This is a genomic window from Desulfovibrio sp. 3_1_syn3 (assembly GCF_000145315.2).
GTDB lineage: Bacteria > Desulfobacterota > Desulfovibrionia > Desulfovibrionales > Desulfovibrionaceae > Desulfovibrio > Desulfovibrio fairfieldensis.
The window spans coordinates 1,330,799-1,353,574 of sequence record NZ_ADDR02000001.1 but is presented as its reverse complement, the minus strand read 5'-3'; the positions used below and the strand labels follow the sequence as shown (position 1 = coordinate 1,353,574).

At 63.8% G+C, this 22,776-nt stretch carries 22 protein-coding genes; 18 read left to right on the top strand and 4 right to left on the bottom strand.

Annotated elements, in window-relative coordinates:
• Window positions 1–157 precede the first annotated feature (157 nt).
• Window positions 158–1,753, bottom strand: a complete 1,596-nt coding sequence (locus HMPREF0326_RS05685) for a GGDEF domain-containing protein (RefSeq protein WP_020990296.1) — start codon at window positions 1,751–1,753, stop codon at window positions 158–160.
• A 601-nt stretch (window positions 1,754–2,354) separates the two neighbouring features.
• Between HMPREF0326_RS05685 and HMPREF0326_RS05680 the strand changes: the two genes are divergently transcribed.
• Window positions 2,355–2,849, top strand: a complete 495-nt coding sequence (locus tag HMPREF0326_RS05680; RefSeq protein WP_009303936.1) for a VUT family protein — start codon at window positions 2,355–2,357, stop codon at window positions 2,847–2,849.
• 38 nt (window positions 2,850–2,887) lie between these two features.
• On the opposite strand, the gene HMPREF0326_RS05675 is transcribed toward HMPREF0326_RS05680, so the two are convergent.
• Together HMPREF0326_RS05675 and HMPREF0326_RS05670 are read right to left on the bottom strand one after the other, a co-directional pair.
• Window positions 2,888–4,249 (bottom strand): sigma-54-dependent transcriptional regulator, encoded by a 1,362-nt coding sequence (locus tag HMPREF0326_RS05675; protein ID WP_020990295.1) that lies wholly within the window; start codon window positions 4,247–4,249, stop codon window positions 2,888–2,890.
• A 2-nt stretch (window positions 4,250–4,251) separates the two neighbouring features.
• On the bottom strand, window positions 4,252–5,709 hold the full coding sequence (locus HMPREF0326_RS05670; protein ID WP_008683579.1) for a sensor histidine kinase: 1,458 nt from the start codon (window positions 5,707–5,709) through the stop codon (window positions 4,252–4,254).
• 458 nt (window positions 5,710–6,167) lie between these two features.
• Between HMPREF0326_RS05670 and HMPREF0326_RS05665 the strand changes: the two genes are divergently transcribed.
• From HMPREF0326_RS05665 to HMPREF0326_RS05655, 3 genes are read left to right on the top strand one after another with little or no spacing between them, the layout of a single operon-like run.
• Window positions 6,168–6,665 (top strand): universal stress protein, encoded by a 498-nt coding sequence (locus tag HMPREF0326_RS05665; RefSeq protein WP_009303939.1) that lies wholly within the window; start codon window positions 6,168–6,170, stop codon window positions 6,663–6,665.
• A gap of 38 nt (window positions 6,666–6,703) precedes the next feature.
• On the top strand, window positions 6,704–7,006 hold the full coding sequence (locus HMPREF0326_RS05660) for a hypothetical protein (protein WP_009303940.1): 303 nt from the start codon (window positions 6,704–6,706) through the stop codon (window positions 7,004–7,006).
• Window positions 7,007–7,027: 21 nt separating this feature from the next.
• Window positions 7,028–8,080, top strand: a complete 1,053-nt coding sequence (locus HMPREF0326_RS05655) for a sulfite exporter TauE/SafE family protein (RefSeq protein ID WP_008683573.1) — start codon at window positions 7,028–7,030, stop codon at window positions 8,078–8,080.
• 109 nt (window positions 8,081–8,189) lie between these two features.
• Here HMPREF0326_RS05655 and tgt read toward each other — a convergent pair whose 3' ends face one another.
• The gene (tgt, locus tag HMPREF0326_RS05650; protein WP_020990294.1) at window positions 8,190–9,326 is read right to left on the bottom strand and encodes a tRNA guanosine(34) transglycosylase Tgt; all 1,137 of its coding nucleotides are present in this window, start codon (window positions 9,324–9,326) and stop codon (window positions 8,190–8,192) included.
• Between the two features lie 597 nt (window positions 9,327–9,923).
• Here tgt and alr point away from each other — a divergent pair.
• The 14 genes from alr to HMPREF0326_RS05580 all read left to right on the top strand — a co-directional run bounded on the left by alr (window position 9,924) and on the right by HMPREF0326_RS05580 (window position 22,318).
• Window positions 9,924–11,054, top strand: coding sequence for an alanine racemase (alr, locus tag HMPREF0326_RS05645; protein WP_009303943.1), 1,131 nt, complete (start codon window positions 9,924–9,926; stop codon window positions 11,052–11,054).
• A 152-nt stretch (window positions 11,055–11,206) separates the two neighbouring features.
• The gene (locus tag HMPREF0326_RS05640) at window positions 11,207–12,106 is read left to right on the top strand and encodes a hypothetical protein (protein ID WP_008683564.1); all 900 of its coding nucleotides are present in this window, start codon (window positions 11,207–11,209) and stop codon (window positions 12,104–12,106) included.
• Window positions 12,107–12,254: 148 nt separating this feature from the next.
• On the top strand, window positions 12,255–12,563 hold the full coding sequence (rpsF, locus tag HMPREF0326_RS05635) for a 30S ribosomal protein S6 (RefSeq protein ID WP_008683562.1): 309 nt from the start codon (window positions 12,255–12,257) through the stop codon (window positions 12,561–12,563).
• A complete protein-coding gene (rpsR, locus tag HMPREF0326_RS05630; RefSeq protein ID WP_008683560.1) occupies window positions 12,564–12,827 on the top strand; it encodes a 30S ribosomal protein S18 in 264 nt (87 codons plus the stop codon).
• Window positions 12,828–12,838: 11 nt separating this feature from the next.
• A complete protein-coding gene (gene rplI, locus HMPREF0326_RS05625; RefSeq protein ID WP_008683556.1) occupies window positions 12,839–13,363 on the top strand; it encodes a 50S ribosomal protein L9 in 525 nt (174 codons plus the stop codon).
• 7 nt (window positions 13,364–13,370) lie between these two features.
• Complete coding sequence (gene dnaB / locus HMPREF0326_RS05620) at window positions 13,371–14,885, top strand: replicative DNA helicase (RefSeq protein ID WP_009303946.1); 1,515 nt, start codon at window positions 13,371–13,373, stop codon at window positions 14,883–14,885.
• Window positions 14,886–15,415: 530 nt separating this feature from the next.
• Window positions 15,416–15,682, top strand: coding sequence for an RNA recognition motif domain-containing protein (locus tag HMPREF0326_RS05615; RefSeq protein ID WP_008683552.1), 267 nt, complete (start codon window positions 15,416–15,418; stop codon window positions 15,680–15,682).
• Between the two features lie 382 nt (window positions 15,683–16,064).
• Window positions 16,065–17,222, top strand: a complete 1,158-nt coding sequence (locus HMPREF0326_RS05610) for an iron-containing alcohol dehydrogenase (RefSeq protein WP_020990293.1) — start codon at window positions 16,065–16,067, stop codon at window positions 17,220–17,222.
• Between the two features lie 186 nt (window positions 17,223–17,408).
• Window positions 17,409–17,963, top strand: coding sequence for a hypothetical protein (locus tag HMPREF0326_RS05605; RefSeq protein WP_008683547.1), 555 nt, complete (start codon window positions 17,409–17,411; stop codon window positions 17,961–17,963).
• A gap of 99 nt (window positions 17,964–18,062) precedes the next feature.
• Window positions 18,063–18,542, top strand: a complete 480-nt coding sequence (ahbB, locus tag HMPREF0326_RS05600; RefSeq protein ID WP_008683546.1) for a siroheme decarboxylase subunit beta — start codon at window positions 18,063–18,065, stop codon at window positions 18,540–18,542.
• A gap of 34 nt (window positions 18,543–18,576) precedes the next feature.
• Window positions 18,577–19,848, top strand: coding sequence for a glutamate-1-semialdehyde 2,1-aminomutase (gene hemL, locus HMPREF0326_RS05595; RefSeq protein ID WP_008683544.1), 1,272 nt, complete (start codon window positions 18,577–18,579; stop codon window positions 19,846–19,848).
• A 5-nt stretch (window positions 19,849–19,853) separates the two neighbouring features.
• Window positions 19,854–21,056 (top strand): cobalt-precorrin 5A hydrolase, encoded by a 1,203-nt coding sequence (locus HMPREF0326_RS05590; protein WP_020990292.1) that lies wholly within the window; start codon window positions 19,854–19,856, stop codon window positions 21,054–21,056.
• Window positions 21,053–21,811, top strand: coding sequence for a precorrin-3B C(17)-methyltransferase (cobJ, locus tag HMPREF0326_RS05585; protein ID WP_008683541.1), 759 nt, complete (start codon window positions 21,053–21,055; stop codon window positions 21,809–21,811). Before HMPREF0326_RS05590 ends, cobJ begins: the two co-directional genes overlap by 4 nt.
• A gap of 117 nt (window positions 21,812–21,928) precedes the next feature.
• Window positions 21,929–22,318 (top strand): cytochrome c3 family protein, encoded by a 390-nt coding sequence (locus tag HMPREF0326_RS05580; RefSeq protein WP_008683539.1) that lies wholly within the window; start codon window positions 21,929–21,931, stop codon window positions 22,316–22,318.
• The last annotated feature ends 458 nt before the right edge of the window (window positions 22,319–22,776 follow it).

The following is a 22,776-nucleotide window of genomic DNA, read 5'->3' as shown; positions in this document are numbered from 1 at the left end:
GAAGCGGCGCGAAAACAGACTGCAAAAGACGCCGCCCGGCTATGGCCGGCACGGCAGGAAGACGGGCGCGGACAAGCCCGGCACGCCTTCCATACGCGCTTCATCTCCCATATCCCACGGCCGGGGTCAAGGCCGGGAGCGCGCGGCAAGGGGCGGTTCAGGCCCCGGCGTGAACGCTGAAGCCGTCCTTGCCCCGCTTCTTGGCCTGGTACAAAGCGGCATCGGCGTTTCTGTACAACGTGGCGAAGTCCTTGCCGTCCCTCGGCGCCAGGGCGATGCCGATACTGGCGGTAATACCGAAGGCGTAGGTCTCCGACATAAAGCTCTTGCGCAGGGCCGCGCCCAGCTTAGATGCCTTCCGCTCCACCCAGGCCCTGCCGGGCACCGGCAGAAAGGCCGCAAACTCGTCGCCGCCGATACGGCCCGCGATATCCGTGTCTCTGAACTGCCGCTTCAATTCCAGGGCAAATTCGCGGATGACCATATCGCCCACGGCGTGTCCGAAATCGTCATTGACCCGTTTGAAGTCGTCAATATCCAGAATAAAAAAGGCGAAGCGGCGGTCTTCGGCCTTGCATGCGGCCAGAGTCTCGCTGATGTGCTGTTCCGTGGCCGCCTTGTTGCACAGGCCGGTCAGCGGGTCCAGCCGGGCCTGGGCGGAGAGCCTGCATTCCCGCTTTTTTTCCTCGTCGATGTTCTGGCGGAAAGAAAAAATCCGTACGGATTTGTCTTCATCCCAGAAAAAGATACGGGCCGTGATGCGCAGCCAGTAATACGCCTCGCCGCCATCAGTGGAAAGCATGACTTCGCAGACCCGCCGATCCGTGCCGCTGGCGTGGGCCGCAAGCACATTGTCCGACAAGAAGGCGTCCAGATACCGCTGCCGGTGCTCGGCCTTGATCTGCTTTTCAGCCACATGATGCAAAAAACGGTCGTAGGCGGCATCGCCCGGCAATCCCAGACTTTCGAAATAGGCGCGGGTTTCCTCGTTGGCGGCGCAATTGTGGGTCATATCCATCTCATAGATGTTTTCATACAGACCCTTGGCGGCCTCCATAAGTATCTCCTGATACTGGTATGCCTTCCAGTGATGCTTTTCCTCGTCGATATTCTGCCGGTAGACGATCATTCGCACGGACTGGTCGAAGGGCAGAACAAAAATGCGCGCTATGATGCGCAGCCAGTAATAATTCTTGCCGTCCTCGGAGATCATGAATTCATAGCGCAGGCTGCGCACGCCCTCGCGGTAGGCCCGCAGAACCCTGTCCGGAGAAAAGGTGGCCAGATAGCCCCGGCGGTCCTCCTCCCGGAGCTGCGTGGCCGCGATATGCCGCAGGGCCTCGCCGAAAGGCGTGTCGCCGGAGATGCCCAGCCGTTCGAAATAATGACGGGTTTCCTCGCTGTCCGCCCTGTCGCGGGTGACGTCCACCTCATAGATGCTTTCGTACAGGCCCTTGGTGGCCTCAGTGATCAGCTTTTGGTATTCCAGGCTCCGTTCCATGCTTTCCTGGCGGAGCCTGGCGTTCCGGTTCCGGCTGTACGCCAGAAGAAGAAAGCCCATCAGCAGCAGTCCACAGCCCCCGGTCACAAATAAGACGAGCTGGTCTTCGTCGCTCATGGCGACCGGCGGCGTTTTGCCGGAACTGAGCAAGGAATGCGCGAAAGGGAAAAGGGCCATGCCCGCAAGAGGCAGAAACAGCAGAATAAGCAGCGTCCAACCGTGTGCCCTCAACCATGCGCTGAATCTGTCCAAGACGACGCCCTCTTTATGATGCCCTGCGGCGATCCCGGCGACCATGTCTCGCGGAAAGAGCGGCGACAGCGCCGGATACGGAAAACGGCCCCACGGAGCGTACCGCAGCAACGCCCAAAAGCCCGCTGCCGGCCGGGGCGAAATGCGCAGCTCCTTTTCCGGTCCGGGAAGGCCGCATCCGCCTCTGCAGTGTGGGACTAGAGCAGATTCCCTTTGAAAGGCTACACGTTTCAAAGGGATCCTTCCGGCAAAAACGCGGTTATCGCTGCTGTCGATCCCCGTATGGCTCCGTTGTCGCCAACGGGGACAGCCACGGGCCGCCCGTCGGGCCGGTCTTCGCGGCGTGCCTCACCGTGTTCGGCGTTAGAGCATTTCAAAGTTAAAATGTTCTAAACACCTATTCCCTATATCAGTCAGGCATATTCCTTGCCCTGTCCCTTGTCCATATGCCGCGCCGTGAACATTCGCCTCCACCAGGCTGCTGAGAAAAAAATTTCCAGCTATTCCATCTAATTGGAAAATAGATTTCATTAAATAATGTTACAGTCTTCCGCGCCGTCCGCTCTTGACGACGCGCGGCGCTCCGCATAGGCTGCGCACCATGTTCTCGCTGTTTACCTACATAGCTCTGATTGTGGGCGTTAATTACGCTTTTGCCGTGACCCCGCTCGTTCAGCTGCCCAACGGCGACCTCTGGCCGCCGGCGTCGCTGATCGTGGGTTTTGTCTTTGTAGTGCGCGATTTCGCCCAGCGCCGCGTGGGGCACCATATTCTCTGGGCCATGCTGGCGGGCTGCGTGGTGAGCTGGTATATGGCCACGCCCCAACTGGCCGTGGCCAGCGCGGTGGCCTTCGCCGTGGGCGAACTGGGCGACTGGGCCCTGTTCACCTTCACGCGCAAGCCCTTTTCCCAGCGCATCCTGATTTCAAGCCTGCTGGGCGCGCCCCTGGACAGCCTGGTCTTTCTGCTGTTCCTTGGCTTGGCGACCCCCTGGTCCATCGGCATCATGAGCCTGTCCAAGCTGGCCGGCTCCTTTCTGGTCTTTTTCCTGGTGCGCCGCCGCGAACGCCGCGAGGCCGGGGCCGAAGCCGCCTGATCCCGCCACGGCCTTTCCCGCGCCTCCCTTCCCGGAGGCTACAGTCCGTAACGGCTGAGCTTGCGCCAGAGCGAAACCCGGTTGATGCCGAGAATCTGCGCGGCTCTGGTCCGGTTGCCGTCCGCGTAGTCCAGAACCCGGAGGATATGCCGCTTTTCGTTTTCCTCCAGGCTTTCCGGCCGTTCTCCCGCTTCCGGCCCGGCTCCGGCAGCGGGCAGCAATTCCCCGCCGAGTTCCTCCGGCAGATGCGCCGGGGTGATCCGCTGCCCGTCGCTGAGCACCGCCGCCCGCTCCATGAGATTGCACAGCTCCCGCACATTGCCGGGAAAGAGATAGCCTTCCAGAACGCGCAGGGCCTGGGGCGAAAGCTCCGGTACGGGCAGGCCCGCGCGCCGCGCGCCCGTCTCCAGAAAAAAATGCGCCAGCAGGGGGATGTCCTCCCGCCGTTCCGCCAGGGCGGGCATGCGCAGGGTGATCACCGCCAGCCGATAGTAAAGATCCTCGCGGAAATTTCCCCTGGACACTTCCAGCCGCAGATTGCGGTTGGTGGCGGCCAGCACGCGCACGTCCACCTCAATGTCCCGCGTGCCGCCCACCCGGCGGATGACGCGTTCCTGCAGGGCGCGCAACAGCTTGACCTGCATGGCGGGCGACATTTCCCCCAGTTCGTCCAGAAAGAGCGTGCCGCCGCAGGCCGCCTCGAAAAGCCCCGGTTTACGGCGCACCGCCCCGGAAAAGGCCCCCTGCTCGTGGCCGAAGAGCTCGCTTTCCAGCAGTTCTTCCTGCAAGGCCCCGCAGTTCACGGCCAGAAAACGTCCCCCGGCCCGGCGGCTCAGGGCGTGAATGGAACGGGCGGCCAGCTCCTTGCCCGTGCCCGTGTCGCCCAGGATGAGTACCGAGGCGTCCGAGGGGGCCACCCGGGCGATGGTCCGCTTGAGCTCACGCATGACCGGAGCATCGCCCAGCAGCAGCGGCCCTTCGCGCGTTTCCAGCAGGGAGCGCATCCGGGCCACTTCCAGATACAGACGGCGTTTTTCCAGCGCCCTGGCCACGAGCAGGCGCGCCTCGTCCAGTTGGTAGGGCTTGGCCAGATAATGGTACGCGCCCTTGCGCATGGCCTCCACGGCGGTTTCCACCATGGGATAGCCGGTGACCACGATCACCTCAGTGCCGGGAAAGCGCGCGCGGACACGCTCCAGCAGTTCCAGCCCGCCCATGTCCGGCATGATCAGGTCCGTGAGGACCAGATCATATTCCCCGTGCTGCAGCATCTCCAGCGCAATGCTCCCGCCCCCGGCCTGGACCGTCTCGTGCCCGTCATGGGCCAGAACACGGGCAAGATTGGCGCGGGCAATGGCCTCGTCGTCCACCACCAGAATTTTCGCCGCGGCTCCGTTCATCTTTATTCCCCCTTGTGCGCGTCCAGCGGCAGTCGGACGGTGAAACAGCTGCCTTCGCCTTCCCCGCTTTCCACGCTGATCGTGCCGCCGTGCCTGCGGATGATCCCGAAAGCCACGGAAAGCCCCAGGCCCGTGCCTTTGCCCACGCCCTTGAGCGTGAAGAAGGGATCGAAAATGCGTCCCAGGCTGGCCTCGGGGATGCCGTCACCGCTGTCGCGCACGCGCAGCACGGCCTGGGCGGCGGCCTCGTCACGCCGGGCCGTTACGGAAATCCGTCCGGGCAGGCGGCTGACGGCCTGGACGGCATTGAGCAGCAGATTGATGCAGACCTCCTGCAAACGGCGGCCGTCGGCGGGCAGCACGAGATCGGGCGGCACGTCGATGTCGATGCGCAGGCCGGGCGGGGTTTCACCGGCCACCAGGGCCACGGCCCGCCCCACCACGTCCGCCAGGGCCACGGGCTTCAGGCTGAAGTCGGACTGGCGCGCGAAATCCAGCAGGCCGCGCACGATGTCGCGGGCGCGGAGCACCTCCTGATGGATGTTGCGCAGCATTTCCGCCGGGAATCCGGCGTCGCCGCCGTGCGCGCCGCTCTCGCGCAGCAACTGGCAGGACGTGAAAATATTGTTCAGCGGATTGTTCAGCTGGTGGGCGATGCCCGCGGTGAGCACCCCCAGGGAAGCCAGCTTTTTTTCCTGCACGAGCTGGTTCTGGCTGCTCTCCAGTTCACAAATCATATGATTGAGCGCCTCCAGCACATGGCGGCTTTCCGCCTCGGCCCCCTCCAGAGGCAGAGGGGAAAAATCGCCCTTCACGACCCTGGTGGTGGCCTTCTCGATCAGCCCCAGGGCGTGCAGAATGCGCCGCCCCACCAGCCAGGCCAGGAAAAGCCCCACACCCAGCAGCGCGGCTGTGGAGAAGACCAGTTGCCGCCGCAGCGCGGAAACGATCTTAAGAATATGACCGCGCAGCCGTCCCACGAGCAACTGGGTGTCGGCAACCAGCTCCTTGCCCAGCATGCGCACATTCTCCGCCTGCGGATCATGGGGAGAGCCGAGCGCCCGGAAACCGTCGCGGTAGGCCTCCATCCGGACGAGCAGCCCGGTCAGCCGCGCCCGGCCGGAGCCCAGAGTGCCGCCGGGCAGATCCGCCCCCGGCTTCCTGCGCAGAAGTCCACGGGCCCGGCTGATGGCCTGGTCCACATAGCGCAGACTTTCCTCCCTGTCCGCGCCGAGGCCGTACAGCAGGTAGTTCTTTTCACTGCGCCGGATTTCCAGCACGTCGCTCTGCAGGTCGTCCACGCCTTCGGCCAGGGCCAGGGTTTCCTCCAACTGCCGCAGATAATAATAGGAAACCGTCCCCAGCGTCCCCACGCCCACCAGAGAAAGCACAATGCCCAGCAGCACCTTGTGCCGTATGCTTCTGCCGAATGAGCGCAAGCGCCGCTTCATGCCCTTCATGACGTATCCCCCTGCGAGCCGGTGCGGTCCGGGTCGTCGGGCGACGCGCCCGGCCGGATGCCGTGCCCCACCGGATGCAACCTGCAACGTTCCTGCCAAAACCGCCGGGATGCCCGGCCGGGATGCCCGGCCCCCAAGCCCCGAAATCCGGCGTTTCCGAAAGCCGGGGCGCCGGGCTCCACTCCCCGGCCGCCGCCACGGCGTTACACTCCGGAACAGCCGTTGCAATATTCAACATATAAAATATGTTAATATTTTCACATTATTACCTGAAGCAAATCAGCCCGCTGCGTTACATTCCGCAACGCCGCCACCGGGCCGTCCGCCCGGCGCTAAAAAATTTCTCATGGAATAACAGCTTGATACAAAAAATCCGGACTGGCACGCTCTTTGATATACCGGAAACAGACGCGCGGCGACACAACGGCCCGCCACACCGCAAACCCGGAATGACTGTCATGAGCGTGAAAAACATCCCTTCCCCCCTGAGTCTGAAAGGCATGGCCCGGCTGCGGGAACGCATGGACGACCTGAGCGAGGCGCTGGCCTATGCGGACGCCGGGGAAACGGATCTGGCCCGCGAGGCGTACACGCGCGGCAGCGGTCATCCCAGAGTGGTGCTGGCCGTTTCCCGGCATGAGCACTGGAGCCGGGAACTGGCCGCCAGCGCCCTGGGGCTGGCGCAGCGTCTCGGGGATGCCCTCGTGCTGCTGAACCTCACCCCCCGGCCCGACCGGGCCTTCATTTCGCGGGCGGATTCCGCCGCCGAGCCGTGGCTGCGCCGGGCTTCCGCCGAAGGCGTTCCGGCCCGGCACCACATCCAGCCGGGTGGCATGGACGCCGTCAGCGACGTTGTGCGGGACATGGGCCGGGTGGACATGGTCATCTGCGCCCTGCGGGACGGCGTCCGCCTGCGCGGGCAGCTTTCCATACCCGTGTATTGCGTCAGGGTCTGAACAGCTCCGCTTTCATCCATACCTCAAAGGAGGACATCATGCATACCACCGGACACGCCTCAACCATCGGCAAAACCCTGCTCTTCGGCGCCGCCAGCGCGACCCTGTACGTTCTGCTTTACTTCTATGCGGACGCCCTGGCCGCCTTCTGTTCCCAGGGCGGCGTCAGCGCCTCGGTCCCCATCGGCATCGCCCTGCTCTTTTCCTATGTGCACGGCAGCTTCGCGGCCAACCTCTGGCGGCTGCTCGGCGTGACGGCCCACACGGCCCCGGCTCCGGCCCCGACCTGTCCCGAGGAGGAAGAACCCGTTCTGTCCCTGCGCACTCCCGCGCACGCCTGACATCGGACCGGGGAGAAGATTATGGACCTGTTCGCGCTTGATTCCGCCAAATTCATCGACCTGAATCTGGTTACCGTGGGCTTTCTTTTCATTGTCGGCTTTATCGGCGGCCTGGTCAGCGGCTTCATCGGCTCGGGCGGAGCCTTCATTCTCACTCCCGGCATGATGGGCCTGGGTGTGCCGGGCACCGTGGCCGTGGCCAGCAATATGTGCCACAAATTTCCCAAGGCCCTGGTGGGCGCGCTGAAGCGCTTCCGCTACGGGCAGGTGGACGTCAAGATGGGGCTGGTCATCGCCGCCTCGGCCGGGGTGGGCGTGCAGTGCGGCATCGCCATCCAGCGGCATATCCTGGAACGCTGGGGGCAGGCCGGTTCGGACCTCTACGTGAGCCTGGCCTTTGTGGCGGTGCTGTTCAGTGTGGGCGGCTATGTGCTGTATGACGCCCTGCGCTGCAACCGGCGCAACGGCGACTGCGGCGGAACGCCCGCTCTGGCCCGCCGTCTCCAGGCCGTCAATCTGCCGCCCATGCTTACCTTCCGGCGCTCGGGTCTGCGCATCTCCCTCTGGTTCACCCTGCCCGTGGGCTTTGCCACCGGCATGCTGGCGGCCACCATCGCCGTGGGCGGTTTCATCGGCGTGCCCGGCCTGATCTATGTGCTCGGCGTGCCCGGCCTGATAGCCTCCGGCACGGAACTGGTGACCGCCTTTGTCATGGGTCTTTGCGGTTCCGTCAACTGGGCCCTGCACGGCATGATCGACATCCGTCTGGTGCTGATCATCCTGGGCGGCTCGCTGCTGGGCGTGCAGCTGGGGGCCATCGGCACCACCTATGTGCGGGAAAACATGATCAAGCTTGTCATGGGCACCATCATGCTGATCGTGGCGGTCAGCCGGGTCATAGCCATCCCGTGCTATCTGGAGCGCCTGGATGTTCTGACCATGGCCCCCGGCCTCCAGACCGGACTGAAGACCGCCAGCTTCATCTGCATGTGCCTGGGATTGCTCAGCGGCGCGGCCCTGATCCTTGCCGCCATGTGGCGGGGACGCGGAACGGCCGCGGCTCCGGCCGCCTGAGTGCGCCGCCCCTCAGCCTCGTGAGGGGAGCCTCCGCGCGCGAAACCGCCGGAATTTTCACTGCCTGCCGTGAGGATTCCGGCGGTTTTCCGTCTTCCGCAAAACGGGTTCAGACTCCGGCGGCCTGGGCCGCCTCCTCGGGATAGAGGGCTTCCATTCCGGCCAGGAAGGCTCCGAAACGATTTTCCAGCACGGCCTGCCGGGCCTCACGAGCCAGACGCAGAAAATAGGTCAGGTTGTGCAGGGAATTGAGCCGGAAGGAGAGCAGCTCCTTGCTCACATAGAGATGGCGCAGATAGGCCCGCGAAAATGTCCGGCAGGTGTAGCAGCCGCAGGCCGGGTCCAGGAGGCCGTCGTCCTCGGCATATTCCTTGCGCTTGATGTTCACCTTGCCCAGCGAGGTATACAGCGTGCCGTTGCGGGCGTTGCGCGTGGGCAGCACGCAGTCGAACATGTCCACGCCCGCATGGATGCCGTGGGCGATGTCCAGGGGCGTGCCCACGCCCATCAGGTAGCGGGGCTTGTGCGACGGCAGCAGGGGGGCCGTATGGTAGAGCAGGTCGTACATTTCCGCCTTGCCCTCGCCCACGGACAGGCCGCCGATGGCGAAGCCGTCGAAATCCAGGGCGCAGATTTCCTCCACCGAGCGACAACGCAGATCCTTGAAAAAACCGCCCTGGGTGATGCCGAAAAGCAGATTGGAGCCCGTGCCCGCCGGATAGGCGGCGCGCGCCCGCGCGGCCCAGCGGGTGGTCAGGGCCAGGGAGGTTTCCGTATAGGCGTAGTCCGCGCCGTAGGGCACGCACTCGTCCAGCACCATCATGATGTCGGAATTGAGATTGCGCTGGATGGAAATGACTTTTTCCGGGGTGAACAAATGGCGCGAGCCGTCCAGATGCGAACGGAACTCCACGCCCTCCTCGCGGATTTTGCGCAGGGAGCTCAGGCTGAAGACCTGAAAGCCGCCGCTGTCCGTGAGCACGGCTCCGGGCCAGGAGGCGAAGCCGTGCAGGCCGCCGTGCCGGGCCACCAGCTCGTCGCCGGGCCGCAGATAAAGGTGATAGGTATTGCCCAGAATGATGGGCGCGCCGATGGCCGCCAGATCGTCGGGCGCAATGGCCTTGACCGAGCCCACCGTGCCCACGGGCATGAAGATGGGCGTGGGGATGACGCCGTGGGCCGTGCGCAGCAGCCCGGCGCGGGCCGCGCCGTCCGTGTGTTGCAGTGTAAAAACGGGTTCAGACATGGCGCGCAGCCTATCCGCAAGCGCGCCGCGTTGCAAGGCCCGCCGGACTCCGGCGCGGACGGCCCCCTTAGAAGCCGCCAACGTGTACACATAACTATTGTAACGGGCTGATACGAATCATGGAGTCTCCCAGCAGCATTGAGCGGAGCCTCCTTTACTCCGCCGAAGCTCAGCGCAGGCGGATGGCTGGTGTCGTGAGAATCCGGTAAAAATAAGATTTCCGCGCGCTGCCAAGGAAGACTGTTTCTGCCGGATCATCACGACATGCAACGATGGCAGGACTCTGCCCCGCCCTCCCGCCGCAAGGCCGCGAGGCGACACGCTTTTCCTTGTGCCGCGCGGGCAATGTTGCTATGTTGCCTTTCTAAAAGTTGTCTAGTGTCTGATTGGAAAAATCAGACCCGTAAAACTCTACGGGTTTTGCGGCGGCTTGGCCGCCGTGAGCAAGCCGAAAACCCCGTTTTCGGCGAAACGATCTTACCACTTGAGACAGCGTCTTAAGTGGTACATGGTACCAGAGGTTTTCCCGAGTCGGGCGGCTTCTCCCGGTCCTGACGGACCGCCGCCTTCGCAGAGTTGTCTGTTCCGGAGCATTTCATGAGCTGCTGTGCCTTTACGCCGTCCCGCTGCCACATTGATCTCGCCGCTCTGCGGCGCAACTTCGCGCGTCTGGGCGAACCCGGTTCCATCATGCCGGTCGTCAAGTCCGACGCCTACGGCCACGGCCTGCTGCCCGTGGCCCGCGCCCTGGACGGGGCCGGGGCCCGGCGCTTCGCCGTGGGCACCGTATGCGAAGGCGTGGCTTTGCGTGAGGCCGGGCTGGGCCAGACCATTGTGCCGCTGATGGGCGCCATCAGCCGCGAGGACTGGCAAGCCGCCGCCGCCCATGATCTGACGCCCCTGCTCACGGATTTTGAGGACATCGAAAAAGCGGCGGCCTGCTGCCCGGCGGACAGGCCGTTCCGGGTGGCCCTCAAATGTGAGACCGGCATGAACCGCCTGGGCTTTTCCGCCGAGGAACTGCCCGCGGCCCTGGAAAGCCTGCGCCGCTTCCCGCGCCTCGCGCCCGTGCTGGCGCTCTCGCACCTGGCCTGCGCCGACATGCCCGGTGAAACGGCCTATACCCAGGCCCAGGCCGAGCGCTTCGCGAGCATGTGCGCCGTCCTGCGCGAAGCCTTTCCGGATATCGCGCGTTCCCTGGGCAATTCCGCAGGGGCTCTGGGCCTGCCTGAAAGCCGCTATGAGGCCTGCCGTCCCGGCTTGGCCCTCTACGGCGGCAACCCCTTTGCCGGCACCGCCTGGGAAACGCGCGGCACGGGCCTGGAGTGGGTCATGAGCGTCAGCTCGCCCGTCCTGCAGGTACGGCAGCTCAAAGCCGGGCAAAGCGTCTCCTACGGGCGCATTTTCACCGCGCCCCAGGCCATGACCGTGGCCGTGGTGGCCGCCGGTTACGCCACGGGCTTCGCCCGCGCCCTTTCCAACCGCATCGACCTGCTGATCAACGGCCGCCGCGTTCCGCAGGTGGGGCGGGTCTGCATGAGCATGCTGATGGCGGACGTCTCCTCCCTGCCGGACGTGCGGACCGGCGACACGGCCTGGATTCTGGGCGGCCCCGCCGCGCCGGGCCAGCGCCCGGTCAGCGCCCAGGAAATGGCCGACGAGCTGGGCACTATTCCTTATGAGATCCTCTGTCTGATGGGCAGCACCAACCCCCGCGTCTACAGCTGAACATTACCCGCATTGACGGCAAAGTGTAAGTATTTCCTCCGATATTTGACAAGTGGGCAGCCTGCCCATATTGTCTCTTTGATGGCGGCCCACCTCCACTGAGGAGCGTCGGCCGTTCGGGCACGGACGCCGCATCCAAGAGGAAGAACAAAATGCCCACATGGGACTCAATAAAAAATCTCTTCAAAACAGCCGCAACCCACCAGCCGCGCCCATATGCCGTTATCCTCGCCGCGTTCAAGCACGATGCGGGAGTCAGCCTGTTTTTCGTGGACCGCCAACGACAATTGGAAAATGTGATCTGCTACATCAAGTCCGTCAAAAAAAACCGCATTCTTCTCAGATCCCGTAAAAATTTTCTTCCCGATATTCTTAACAATGAAAAATGCAGCATCTATTTCAAGCTGCCCTATGATGTGATCGTCAACGATCTCAAGCTGCCCTCGGCCACGGCCCGTTACGGTTTTTTGTGCAAAAGCCGGATCATCAGCAACGGCATTAATAAGGAAACCAGGGCCTGCGAGATCTCCATCTGCATGCCCGACCAGTACATTCAGCGGGAGTTACGCAAATACGAACGGGTCTATCCCAGTCTCGGCATGGTCAAGGCGGCCGGACTCTGGCTGCCCTTCAGCCGCCTGCCTGAAAACCAGCTTCAGTTCGGCACTCCGGACTTCATGTACCGTGAAGGCTGCCCCTCCCAGCTGCGCCTGGTCAATATCTCCGCCGGCGGTGCCAGAGTGCAGCTGGACAAAGTAGAATTCCTTGAAGAATTCAACAACATGGACGGCAAGCAGGTCATGCTGCTGGTCTCTCTGTGCAAAGCGGGCAACAAGCACTTCAGCGTGCTGGCGGTCTGCAAGTGCGTGGAAAGCACCTACAGCATCATTCTGCGACGCCTGACCCTGCGCCTCCAGTTCAGACAGCTCTGGGAATGCTCCGAGGAAGACCCGAACCAGCGTTGGCGGCCCGTGGACAAAGAGGGCGTGCCCGCCATTCTGGACTGGATCAATAACGATTTCTGCATCCTGATGGAGAAAAGCGGCGAGTAGATGATCTGACGCCGCACCCCTTTCCCGCCCCCCCCTCCTCCGCCTCCCGTTACCCTGCCGGGCTTGACAGCCCGCCTTGCCGCCTGTATACAGCGTGTTCCTTGCTCGCGCCGGGCGCGCGGGCTGCTAATCCAAAAGGAGAACAACCATGCGGAAATTCGAAACCCTGCTGCTCCTGTCACCGGAGCTTTCCGCCGAAAACCGCGAGGGCATTCTGAACGCTCTTGTGGCGATTATCGAGCGCGAAGGGGGCGTCATGACGGAAGTGGATCACTGGGGCATGCGTGATCTGGCCTATCCGGTGCACAAGCTGATGCGCGGCTACTACGTGCGTCTGGTCTATGACGCTCCGGCCGCGCTGGTGGCCGAACTGGAGCGCAATATCCGGATCACCGACGGCATCTTCAAATTCGTGACCGTCAAGCTGGCCGACGAAGTGGCCGGGGAGGTTGCCTAAATGGCCTTTAAAAAGAAATTTGCCCCGCGCCGCAAGTTCTGCCGCTTCTGCGCCGACAAGGAACTGCCCCTGAACTACAAGCGTCCCGACATCCTGCGCGACTTCATCACTGAGCGCGGCAAGATCATCGCCCGGCGCATCACGGGCACTTGCGCCCATCACCAGCGCCTGCTGACCCGCGAAATCAAACGCGCCCGCCAGATGGCCCTGCTCATCTACACCGCCACGCACGACTCCGTCGTCAAGAAAAAGAGCATGATCTAAGGGGGGCGCACATGAAACTGATACTTCGCGCCGATGTGGAAAATCTCGGCAATCTCGGCGATGTGGTCAACGTCAAGCCCGGTTACGGCCGCAACTTCCTGTTGCCGCAAGGCTTGGCCATGGTGGCCAGTGAAGCCAATCTGAAAGTCTTTGAACAGGAGCGTAAAAAGCTCCAGGCACGCATGGATGCCCTGCGCGCCGACGCCCAGGGCGTGCAGGCCCGCCTGGAAGCCCTGGAAGTGGTTATTCCCATGCATGTGGGCGAAAACGACAAGCTTTACGGCTCGGTGACCTCCACCATCATCGGCGACGCCCTTGCCGCTCTGGGTGTGGATGTGGACCGCCGCCGCATCCTGATGGACGCCCCGATCCGCACCCTGGGCGAACACCCGGTGCGCATCCGTTTGCACGCCAGCGTCATCGCCGTTGTGCCGGTGAAGGTGATTTCCGACCATCAGCCCGAGGAAGAGGAAGCCGTTGTGGAAACGGCCTCCGAACCCCTGGTTGAAGAAGCCCAGGCCGAGGCCGCCCAGTAGGCGCAGCGTGGCTTCTCCCCATGACAGCATGACCGCCCCCGGCCGCGAGGCCGGGGGCGGCTCGTCTTACGCAAAAGGCACAAATGGCGGAAGCGGCAGAGGCGGGCACGGCGGCCAGTCCTCGCCCGGCGCTGCCGCCCGCGCGGCGGAAGCCGATCTGCTGCGCCGCGTGCCCCCGCACAGCGCCGAGGCCGAACAGGCCGTGCTGGGCGGCGTGCTGCTGCGCCCCCAACTCATGCACAGCATTGTGGACATGCTGACCGCGGAAGACTTTTATCTGCCCGCCCACACCATCATTTTCCGCGCCTTTCTGGAGCTTTACCGCAAATCCGCGCCCATTGATCTCATTTCCACGGCCGAATATCTCAAAGGCCGCAATGAGATGGAGGACGCCGGGGGCGCGGTCTATCTCGCCGATCTGGCCCAGGCCGTGGTTTCCGGGGCCAATGCCGAATATTACGCCACCATCGTGCGCGACAAGGCCTTGCAACGCGGGCTCATCGAAGTTTGTTCCGGCATCATCAGCAACTGCTACGACGCCTCGCGCGAAGTCGCTTCCCTGCTGGACGAGTCCGAGCAGGCGGTTTTTTCCATCTCCCAGCGCACCACGGGCCGCGACTTCACGCCCACCAAGGACCTGCTGGACAAGGTCTTTGAAAATCTCTCCAAACTGGCCGACTCCAAGGACGTGATTACCGGCGTGACCACGGGCTATACCCGTCTGGACAAACTCACCGCCGGACTGCAACCTTCGGATCTGATCATCGTGGCCGCGCGCCCGAGTATGGGCAAGACGGCATTTTCGCTGTGCATGGCCCTTAACGCCGCCGTGCGACAGAATGTGCCGGTGGCCGTCTTTTCCCTGGAAATGAGCAAGGAACAGCTCATGCAGCGCATGCTGGCGGTTTGGGGCAAAGTGGACCTGTCCAAGCTGCGGCGGCCCTCCCTGCTCAGCGACGACGACTGGCAACGCCTGTACACCGCCGCCGACGTGGTGGCCCGCGCGCCCATCTTCATTGACGACACCCCCGCCCTGACCACTCTGGAGCTGCGCGCCCGCGCCCGCCGCCTCAAGGCTGAAAAAGGCCTGGGTCTGGTGGTGGTGGACTATCTCCAGCTCATGCGAACCAGCCGTCGCACGGACTCGCGCGAACTGGAAATTTCGGATATTTCCCGTTCTCTCAAAGGCCTTGCCAAGGAGATGTATGTGCCGGTGGTGGCGCTCTCCCAGCTCAACCGCAAGGTGGAGGAACGCGGCGACAAGCGCCCCATGCTCTCTGACCTGCGCGAATCCGGGGCCATCGAGCAGGACGCGGACGTGATCATGTTCGTCTATCGCGACGACGTCTATAAATTCCAGAAGCCCTCCGAACGCCCGCCCCAGGGCGTGGCGGAAATCATCATCGGCAAACAGCGCAACGGCCCGGTGGGCGCGGCGGAACTCATGTACATCTCGCCCTACACCTCGTTTGAGGACATCGCGCCGGACTGGTCGCCGCCCCCCTCGGAAAGCCAAAGCTGATCCTCTACAGTATGTAACACTTGAAATACTCTACCGCGCGATGAGCGCAGAGTCGCTTTGAAATTGTGCTGATTTCAAAGCTGACGCTGCCCCATCGTTGACGTCGTCATCCATAAGCCGACCAGCGGCAAAGCTGACGCGCGACGCAACCGTGGTTGCCAGAACGGGAAAGAGTGCGCCGGAACACGTAAGTTGATCACTCAAACACTACAGCAAAACTGTGATACCAGCCCGCGTTTGTCTTGCTGCTCTGTACTATAGTCCCATGCGGGCCTTTCTCCTCTCTTCTAGACTTTTCCTCAATTTTTCCGCCCGACTTCGGCGAATTCCGCGCGAAGTCTTGCCCTATCGGCCTTTACGGACAAAATCCCGCGCGCGAAACGCGCAAAAACGCGCAATACCAACTTTTTCATGCCCTTTCGTTGACAAGCAGCGCAAAGCATGTTTCTGTCTCCACAAGGGCCGCGTACCGGTAATACGTTTTGCCGGATGGATGCGCGGGAAGATTGTTTTTTTTGAGAGGGTGTTTCATGTCCAAGTCCATTTATGTCGGAAACCTTCCCTGGTCGGCCAATGAAGAACAGGTTCAGGATCTTTTTGCCGAATACGGCAACGTCCTGTCCGTGAAACTCGTCAGCGACAGGGAAACCGGCCGCGCCCGCGGTTTCGGTTTTGTGGAGATGGAGGACGGCGAAGCCGATGCCGCCATCGAAGCTCTGGATAACTTCAGCTTTGGCGGCCGCACCTTGCGCGTCAACGAAGCCAAACCCAGAGCGCCGCGTCAGCCCCGTTACTAGGGCTTTCCGACGGGTCTCCAGCAAACGCCCCGGTCAGGTTCGTCCGCCGGGGCGTTTTTTATTTCCCGGCCCTGCCGAGATGTCACCCCGCACCTGTCGGTTCAGTGTGAAGACCGCACAGCAAAAACGCGATTTTTACTGTGCTTATGCCGCCTGTGGCGGCGCGCACCCACTTACGGGTTTGCGACATGCGCCGCTTGACGCGACACCACGGCCTTTCCAAGACACAGAGCCGCAAAAGTCCGTCATGCGCGTCTTGCTGTTTGCCGTTCCGGCCCCGGCTCTGCCGCCCGCCGGGCAGGCTTTGCCTTGGAACGGCAAGGTTCCGGGCAGGTCCGCGCTGACCGCCCGCCACGGCAGGTAATTCCGGAGGAAAAAGCAAATGCACTCTTGGGATTTTCAATCACCCGGCCTGATCGCCTTCGGCGAAGGCAAGGCCGCATGCGTCGGCCCCTTGGTCAAAAGCCGGATTTCCGGCAAAATTCTGCTGGTCACCGGGCCGGTTCTGCTGCGCACGGGCGCGGTGGAACCCGTGCTGCAATCGCTGCGCGAGGCGGACGTGCCCTTTGCCCTCCATGCCGAAACCAGCGGCGAACCCACCAGCCGGCATGTGGAAGACGCCCTGGCCCTGTTCCGCCGCGAGAACTGCACGGCCCTGGTGGCCTGCGGGGGCGGCGGCCCCATGGACCTGGCAAAGGCCGTGAGCCTGCTGCACGCCAACGGCGGCAGCCCGGCGGATTACGCCCGCAAGGGCGCATCCCCCAAAGCCGGACCACCGGTATTCGCCCTGCCCACCACCGCCGGTTCAGGCAGCGAGGTTTCCGGCAATACGGTGATCATTGATGCCGCCACGCAAGAAAAACTGCTCATCGGTTCTCCTGCCCTGGTGCCGGTGGCCGCGATTCTTGACCCCCTGCTGACCCGCAGCATGCCGCCCTCGCTCACGGCGGCCACAGGCATGGACGCTCTGACCCACGCCATTGAATCATATGTATCCCGCAAGGCCACGGATATGACCATGCCGCTCTCCCTGCGGGCCGCCGCGCGCCTGGTCCGCTTCCTGCCCCAGGCCTGGAAACGGCCCGACGACGCCGAGGCCAGGCGCGAATGCCTGCTGGCCTCGCTGGAGGCGGGTCTGGCCTTTGCCAACAGCTCCGTGGCCCTGGTGCACGGCATGGCCCGGCCCCTGGGCGCGAAATTCGGGGTTCCGCACGGCTTGAGCAACGCCATGTTGCTGGAGACGGTCACCGCCTTTTCCCTTTCCGGCAATCCGCAACGCTACGCCCGGCTGGCCCAGGCCATGGGCGCCGCGACAACGGGCCTTGACGATGCGGCCGCCGCCGGGCTGCTGCCGCCCCTGCTGCGCGATCTGGCGGCGACGCTGGGCATCCCGCGCCTGCGCGAACGCGTCAGTGAGGACGAACTGGCCGCGCAGTGCGGGATCATGGTGCGGGAGGCCCTTGCCAGCGGCAGTCCGGCCAACAATCCGCGCGAGGCCACGCCCGGGGACATCGCCCGGCTGTATAAGGAAGCCCTGTAAGGGACACGGGCGAAACGCAAACAGGTCGCGACCGCCCGCGGGCTTTTCTCCGGCGAGCCGCCTTGCCGAGCGGCGCAAATTCTGCCATGATGCCCGCATTGACGCTGCCGCCTCATTGGGAGCGAATCTCCCCAATGAGAATCCGCGCTTGTGTCCGGCGTCAGATATCTTTTTGAGGAGGCAAGCATGCTTAACCCCAATCAATGTGTTCTCTACAGCGGCGGCGCTGCCGGAACGGAACAGTTTTTCGGCGCCCTGGCGGAAAGCTGGGGCATCGAGGAAGTGAACTACAGCTTTGAAGGCCATCAGATCGAGCGCAGCCGCGGTGTGCGCGTGCTCACCTCCGAGGAACTGGCCCTCAAGGACGTCAGCCTGACCTATGTTTCCAAGCTGATGAACCGCGAGTACACCCGCGCGCCCATTTTCCGCAAAGTGCTGCAATCCATCTGCTGGCAGGTCAGCAGCGGCGACCAGATCATCGTGGTGGGCGCCATCCAGCCCGACAACACGGTCAAGGGCGGCACGGGCTGGGGCGCGGAATTCGCCAAGATCTGCAACAAACCCCTGCTGGTTTTCGACCAGCCCCGCGGCACCTGGTTTATCTGGCGGAAAGACGCCTGGAGCGAAGTGGAACAGCCGGCCATCGAGCACGCCCACTTTGCCGCCACGGGCACGCGCTTCCTGGAAGACAACGGCCGCATCGCCATTCAGGATCTGTTCGCCCGCTCCTTCAAGCGCTGACGGCCGTCGGCCTTTATAAGTACGAAGTGTTTTCCGGCCGCGCCTGCCGCTTTGTCCGGCGGCGCGGCCTTTCCTTATTACCCGGACCGGAGGCCGCCCATGAGCCACCAATTCAGTGAAGCGGAACGCGCCGTCCTGCGCATCGTCCAGGCCGATCTGCCGGACACGCTTGCCCCGTATGCCGACATCGCCCGCGAGGCGGGCGTCAGTGAAGCCGAAGTGCTGGAACTGCTGGCCCGCCTGAAGGCCTCCGGCGCCATCCGCCGTTTCGGGGCCAGCATCAAGCATCAGAAAACCGGCTGGACCCACAACGCCATGGTGGCCTGGAAGGTGAACGAGGCGGAAGTGGACGAATGCGGGCGCACCGCCTCGCTTCACGACCATATCTCCCACGTCTATTACCGTCCCTGTTCCGTGCCTGACTGGCCGTATACCCTGTACACAATGGTGCACGGCCGCAGTGAGGAGGAATGCCTCAAGGTGGTGGATGAACTGCTGCATACCAGCCCGCTCAGGGAATACGCCATCCTCCGCAGCCTCAGGGAACTGAAAAAAATATCCATGACGTATTTCGCCTGACGGCCATGCCGCCGGGCACAAAGGAGAACCGCAGATGGACGATCTTTCCCGCCAGTTGTTTGAAAAAGCCTGCGCGCTGATCCCCGGCGGCGTCAACAGCCCGGTGCGTGCCTGCCACAATGTGGACAGCCTGCCCCTGTTCATCGCCGAGGCCCACGGCTGCCGCCTCACGGACGTGGACGGCCGGGAATACATCGACTTTGTGCTGTCCTGGGGCCCCATGATTCTGGGCCATGACGAGCCCTCGGTGACGGCGGCCCTGCGCGAGGCCGTGGGACGCGGCACCAGCTACGGCGCGCCATGCCCGGACGAAGTGACCCTGGCCGCCGAAGTGGTGGCCGCCATGCCCGGCCTGGAAATGGTGCGCATGGTCAATTCCGGCACCGAAGCCACCATGAGCGCCCTGCGCTTGGCGCGCGGCGTGACCAAACGCCACAAGGTGCTCAAATTCATCGGCTGCTACCACGGCCATGCCGATCCCTTTCTGGCCGCCGCCGGTTCCGGCGTGGCGACCTTCTCCATTCCCGGCACGCCCGGCGTGCCTCCGGCCGTGGTGGCCGACACCCTGCTGGCCCCCTACAACGACCTGGACGCGGTCAAGGAATGCTTCGCCCGGCACGGCGCGGACATCGCCGCGATCATCGTGGAACCCGTGGCCGCCAACATGGGCCTTGTCCCGCCCCTGCCCGGCTTTCTGGAAGGCCTGCGCCTCCTGGCCGACCAGTACGGCAGCCTGCTGATCTTCGACGAAGTGATCACCGGCTTCCGCGCGGCCTTCGGCGGGGCCCAGGCCCGCTTCAACATTGATCCGGACCTGACCACCTTCGGCAAAATCATCGGCGGCGGCCTGCCGGTGGGCGCGTTCGGCGGCAAGCGCCGCTTCATGGAACACGTGGCCCCGCAGGGCGAGGTCTATCAGGCTGGCACCCTGTCCGGCAATCCGCTGGCCATGGCCGCCGGTCTGGCGACCCTGCGCAAGCTCAAAACCCTGGATTACGCCGCCCTGGAAGCCCGTACCCGCGCCTTTGCCGAAGCCCTGCGGGATATCCTGCGGGCCAAGGGCGTGCCGGTGCAGATGCCCACCTTAGCTTCCATGTTCTGCCCCTTCTTCAGCGAGGCCCCGGTCACCAACTTTGTCCAGGCCCAGGCCTGCGACCAGAAGCTCTTTACCAGCTTTTACAAGCAGATGCGGGCCCAGGGCATTTATCTGGCCCCCTCGGGCTTCGAAACGGGCATGGTTTCCTTCGTCCATAGCGACGACGACTTCAACCGCGCGCTGGACGCGGCCCTCAAGGTGCTTTTTTGAACCAGATGCCGCCGGTGTCGGCAGCCTCAGGGGCCGCTTCCCGAAAGGAAGCGGCCCCTTCTCTGGCCTGCCACGTCCTGAGCAAGGGCGGGCTGCCCCTGGCCCGACGGCTGGCCGCGCGGCTGGCCGCCGATCCCTGGCGCGCGCCCGATGGCCGGATTGTGGCGGCCTGCCCGCTCAGCGCCCCGGCCCGACTGGCCGGGGACGGCATCCGGCCCGTTCACGACCTGGCCGCTTTTCTGGCCGAAGAATACCGCCGCCATGCGGCGCACGTCTTTGTGGGGGCCGCGGGCATTGCCGTGCGCGTGCTGGCCCCCCTGCTGCGGCACAAAAGCCAGGACCCGCCCGTTGTGGTGCTGGACCCGGCCGGGCGCTTCGTCATCAGCCTGCTCTCCGGCCACTGGGGCGGCGGCAATGACCTGGCCCGGCATCTGGCCCGCCTGCTCCGGGCCATGCCGGTGATCACCACGGCCTCGGATCATGCGGCAGGCCAGGCGACAGCATCCCCGGCCCTGGACCTGCTGATCCGGGACGCGGGCCTGCGCATTCTGGACTGGGATCTGCTGCCCAGGGCCCAGGCCGCCCTGCTGGAGGGCCGGAGTCTGCGCCTCTGGGATCCCTGCCAAGCCCTGCCCGCCGTCCTGCCTCACGTTTTCGAACTCTTTTCCGGCGGGGAAGGCGACGCGCCGCCCGTCCCCGCTCTTCCGGATGCGAACATCCCGCCCCTGCTGGCCGCCCATTGGCGATACCTGCCGCCGTCTCCCGGCCTGCTGCGCTTGGCCGTGCCCCGGCTCTATGTGGGCCTGGGCTGCCGCCGGGACATCCCGGAGGACGCGGCCCTGGCCGCGCTGACGGAAATTTTCATTGCCCGGAAGCTGGAAACGCGCGCCGTGGCAGCCTTGGGCACGGTGACGGAAAAAGCGGACGAACCCGCCCTGCGCGCGGCGGCCGCCCGGCTGGACATTCCCCTGCGCGCTTTTCCGGCCGACGAGCTGGCCCGCTGCGTCACGCCCACTCCCTCCGAGGCCGCCGGGCGGCGTTTCCACCAGCCGCCGTTCAGCGTCTGCGAAGCCGCGGCCCTGCTGGCCGCGCGGGCGGACGGCCACAGCGGCCGCCTGCTTCTTCCCAAAATCGTGCTCCAGGGCCGCCTGACCCTGGCCGTGGCCCTGGCTTCACCCCCGGCAACCTCAACCCCAAACCAATCATGACCAACGCGCCTCTTTATGTGGTGGGCCTGGGTCCGGGCGACGCCCGCTGTCTCACGCCCCAGGCCCGTACGGCTCTGGATCAGGCCGCCTGCATCGCCGGTTACCAGCTTTACCTGGACCTGGTGCCGCCGGAACTGCTGCGCGGCAAGACCATCATCAGCACCGGCATGCGCCATGAGGAAGAACGCTGCGCCGCCGCCGTGGACGCGGCTCTGAGCGGCCGGCCCACGGCCCTGGTCTGCTCCGGCGATCCCGGCGTCTACGCACTGGCCGGGCTGACCCTGGAAACCCTGGCGGCGCGCGGCCTGCTGGAGCGCGTGCCCCTGACTGTGGTACCCGGCGTGCCGGCTGTCTGCGCGGCGGCGGCCCTGCTGGGCGCGCCCCTGACCCACGATTTCGCCTGCATCAGCCTGAGCGATCTGCTCACCCCCTGGGAAACCATCCAGCGGCGGCTCACCGCGGCGCTGGAAGCGGATTTTGTCTGTGTCATCTACAATCCGCGTTCCAAAGGACGGCCGCATCAGCTGGACCAGGCTCTGGCCGAAGCCAGGCGCGTCCGGCGGCCCGACTGCCCCGTGGGTCTGGTGCGTAAGGCCTTCCGGCCCGGCCAGGAAGTTTCCGTGCATGCCCTGGCCGACTTTGACGCGCGTCTGGCGGACATGCTCTCTCTGCTGATCATCGGCAACAGCGAAAGCCGCCTTCTCGGCCCCTATATGCTGACACCGCGCGGCTATGTCCGCAAATATCGACAATAAACCAGTCCCCGGCCATGTTGAAAACTGTTTTCAGCGCGCCCCATTGACACAGTATGTCCGGCAACGTAAGCTCGCCTCAATTCTCATGTGCCGCTTTTGTCAAGGAGGAAGTCTGCCATGAAGAAATTTATGTTTCTGGCCTGTATCCTGACCCTGGCCCTGGCTCTGCCCGCTCTGGCGGCCCAGCCGCCCGTGCCCGACAAGCCGTTGGAGCTCAAGGGTTCCAAAAAAACGGTGATGTTCCCCCACGCGCCGCACCAGAAGGTGGAGTGCGTGACCTGTCACCACAAGGTGCAGGACAAGGAAAACTTCCAGAAGTGCGCCACTGCGGGCTGTCATGACGATCTGACCGCCAAGAAGGGCGAAAAGAGCCTCTTCTATGTGGTCCACACCAAGACCGGCCTCAAGCATCAGACCTGTCTGGAATGCCATACCAAGGTCGTGGCCGAAAAGCCCGAGCTGAAGAAGGATCTCACCGGTTGCGCCAAGTCCAAGTGCCATCCGTAGACCGGCCCTCTTTCAATGCTGAAGGCGCGACCCCACGGGGGCCGCGCCTTTTTATTCCCGCACTTCTCCCCCGCTTTCCTGTTCCGACCTGGAGGTCAGTGTCTAATTTTTCAAATTAGACACACAAAACCCGTAAGGCGTTGCGGCGGCGTAGCCGCCGTGGCTCAGCGGAAAACCACGTTTTTTCGCTGACGATCCTGCGAAAATTGAGAGCATGACTATGCTCGAAGTTTTTGCAATCAGACATTAGGCGGTTTTCTCCACGAATTTGCGTCTTTGCCTATAAACTGATATATTTTTTTGCCGTTTCTGTATTAGAGCGGGCCAGAGTTTCGTTTCAGCCCGCGCAGTACGGATAACGACAATAACGCCGCGTCGCCGCTGCCCGTTTTTCCAGGCGTCAATGCCGGCGGGAACGCTGAGGAGCGGTGGTCCGCCCGCTCCGGCGCACGCGCGCC

What these genes read in the sequence shown, in the direction of transcription:
- HMPREF0326_RS05680 (WP_009303936.1), top strand. Translation starts at nt 2,355, where the DNA reads ATGTTCTCGCTGTTTACCTACATAGCTCTGATTGTGGGCGTTAATTAC.
- HMPREF0326_RS05675 (WP_020990295.1), bottom strand. Translation starts at nt 4,249, where the DNA reads ATGAACGGAGCCGCGGCGAAAATTCTGGTGGTGGACGACGAGGCCATT.
- HMPREF0326_RS05670 (WP_008683579.1), bottom strand. Translation starts at nt 5,709, where the DNA reads ATGAAGGGCATGAAGCGGCGCTTGCGCTCATTCGGCAGAAGCATACGG.
- HMPREF0326_RS05665 (WP_009303939.1), top strand. Translation starts at nt 6,168, where the DNA reads ATGAGCGTGAAAAACATCCCTTCCCCCCTGAGTCTGAAAGGCATGGCC.
- HMPREF0326_RS05660 (WP_009303940.1), top strand. Translation starts at nt 6,704, where the DNA reads ATGCATACCACCGGACACGCCTCAACCATCGGCAAAACCCTGCTCTTC.
- HMPREF0326_RS05655 (WP_008683573.1), top strand. Translation starts at nt 7,028, where the DNA reads ATGGACCTGTTCGCGCTTGATTCCGCCAAATTCATCGACCTGAATCTG.
- tgt (WP_020990294.1), bottom strand. Translation starts at nt 9,326, where the DNA reads ATGTCTGAACCCGTTTTTACACTGCAACACACGGACGGCGCGGCCCGC.
- alr (WP_009303943.1), top strand. Translation starts at nt 9,924, where the DNA reads ATGAGCTGCTGTGCCTTTACGCCGTCCCGCTGCCACATTGATCTCGCC.
- HMPREF0326_RS05640 (WP_008683564.1), top strand. Translation starts at nt 11,207, where the DNA reads ATGCCCACATGGGACTCAATAAAAAATCTCTTCAAAACAGCCGCAACC.
- rpsF (WP_008683562.1), top strand. Translation starts at nt 12,255, where the DNA reads ATGCGGAAATTCGAAACCCTGCTGCTCCTGTCACCGGAGCTTTCCGCC.
- rpsR (WP_008683560.1), top strand. Translation starts at nt 12,564, where the DNA reads ATGGCCTTTAAAAAGAAATTTGCCCCGCGCCGCAAGTTCTGCCGCTTC.
- rplI (WP_008683556.1), top strand. Translation starts at nt 12,839, where the DNA reads ATGAAACTGATACTTCGCGCCGATGTGGAAAATCTCGGCAATCTCGGC.
- HMPREF0326_RS05615 (WP_008683552.1), top strand. Translation starts at nt 15,416, where the DNA reads ATGTCCAAGTCCATTTATGTCGGAAACCTTCCCTGGTCGGCCAATGAA.
- HMPREF0326_RS05610 (WP_020990293.1), top strand. Translation starts at nt 16,065, where the DNA reads ATGCACTCTTGGGATTTTCAATCACCCGGCCTGATCGCCTTCGGCGAA.
- HMPREF0326_RS05605 (WP_008683547.1), top strand. Translation starts at nt 17,409, where the DNA reads ATGCTTAACCCCAATCAATGTGTTCTCTACAGCGGCGGCGCTGCCGGA.
- ahbB (WP_008683546.1), top strand. Translation starts at nt 18,063, where the DNA reads ATGAGCCACCAATTCAGTGAAGCGGAACGCGCCGTCCTGCGCATCGTC.
- hemL (WP_008683544.1), top strand. Translation starts at nt 18,577, where the DNA reads ATGGACGATCTTTCCCGCCAGTTGTTTGAAAAAGCCTGCGCGCTGATC.
- HMPREF0326_RS05590 (WP_020990292.1), top strand. Translation starts at nt 19,854, where the DNA reads ATGCCGCCGGTGTCGGCAGCCTCAGGGGCCGCTTCCCGAAAGGAAGCG.
- cobJ (WP_008683541.1), top strand. Translation starts at nt 21,053, where the DNA reads ATGACCAACGCGCCTCTTTATGTGGTGGGCCTGGGTCCGGGCGACGCC.
- HMPREF0326_RS05580 (WP_008683539.1), top strand. Translation starts at nt 21,929, where the DNA reads ATGAAGAAATTTATGTTTCTGGCCTGTATCCTGACCCTGGCCCTGGCT.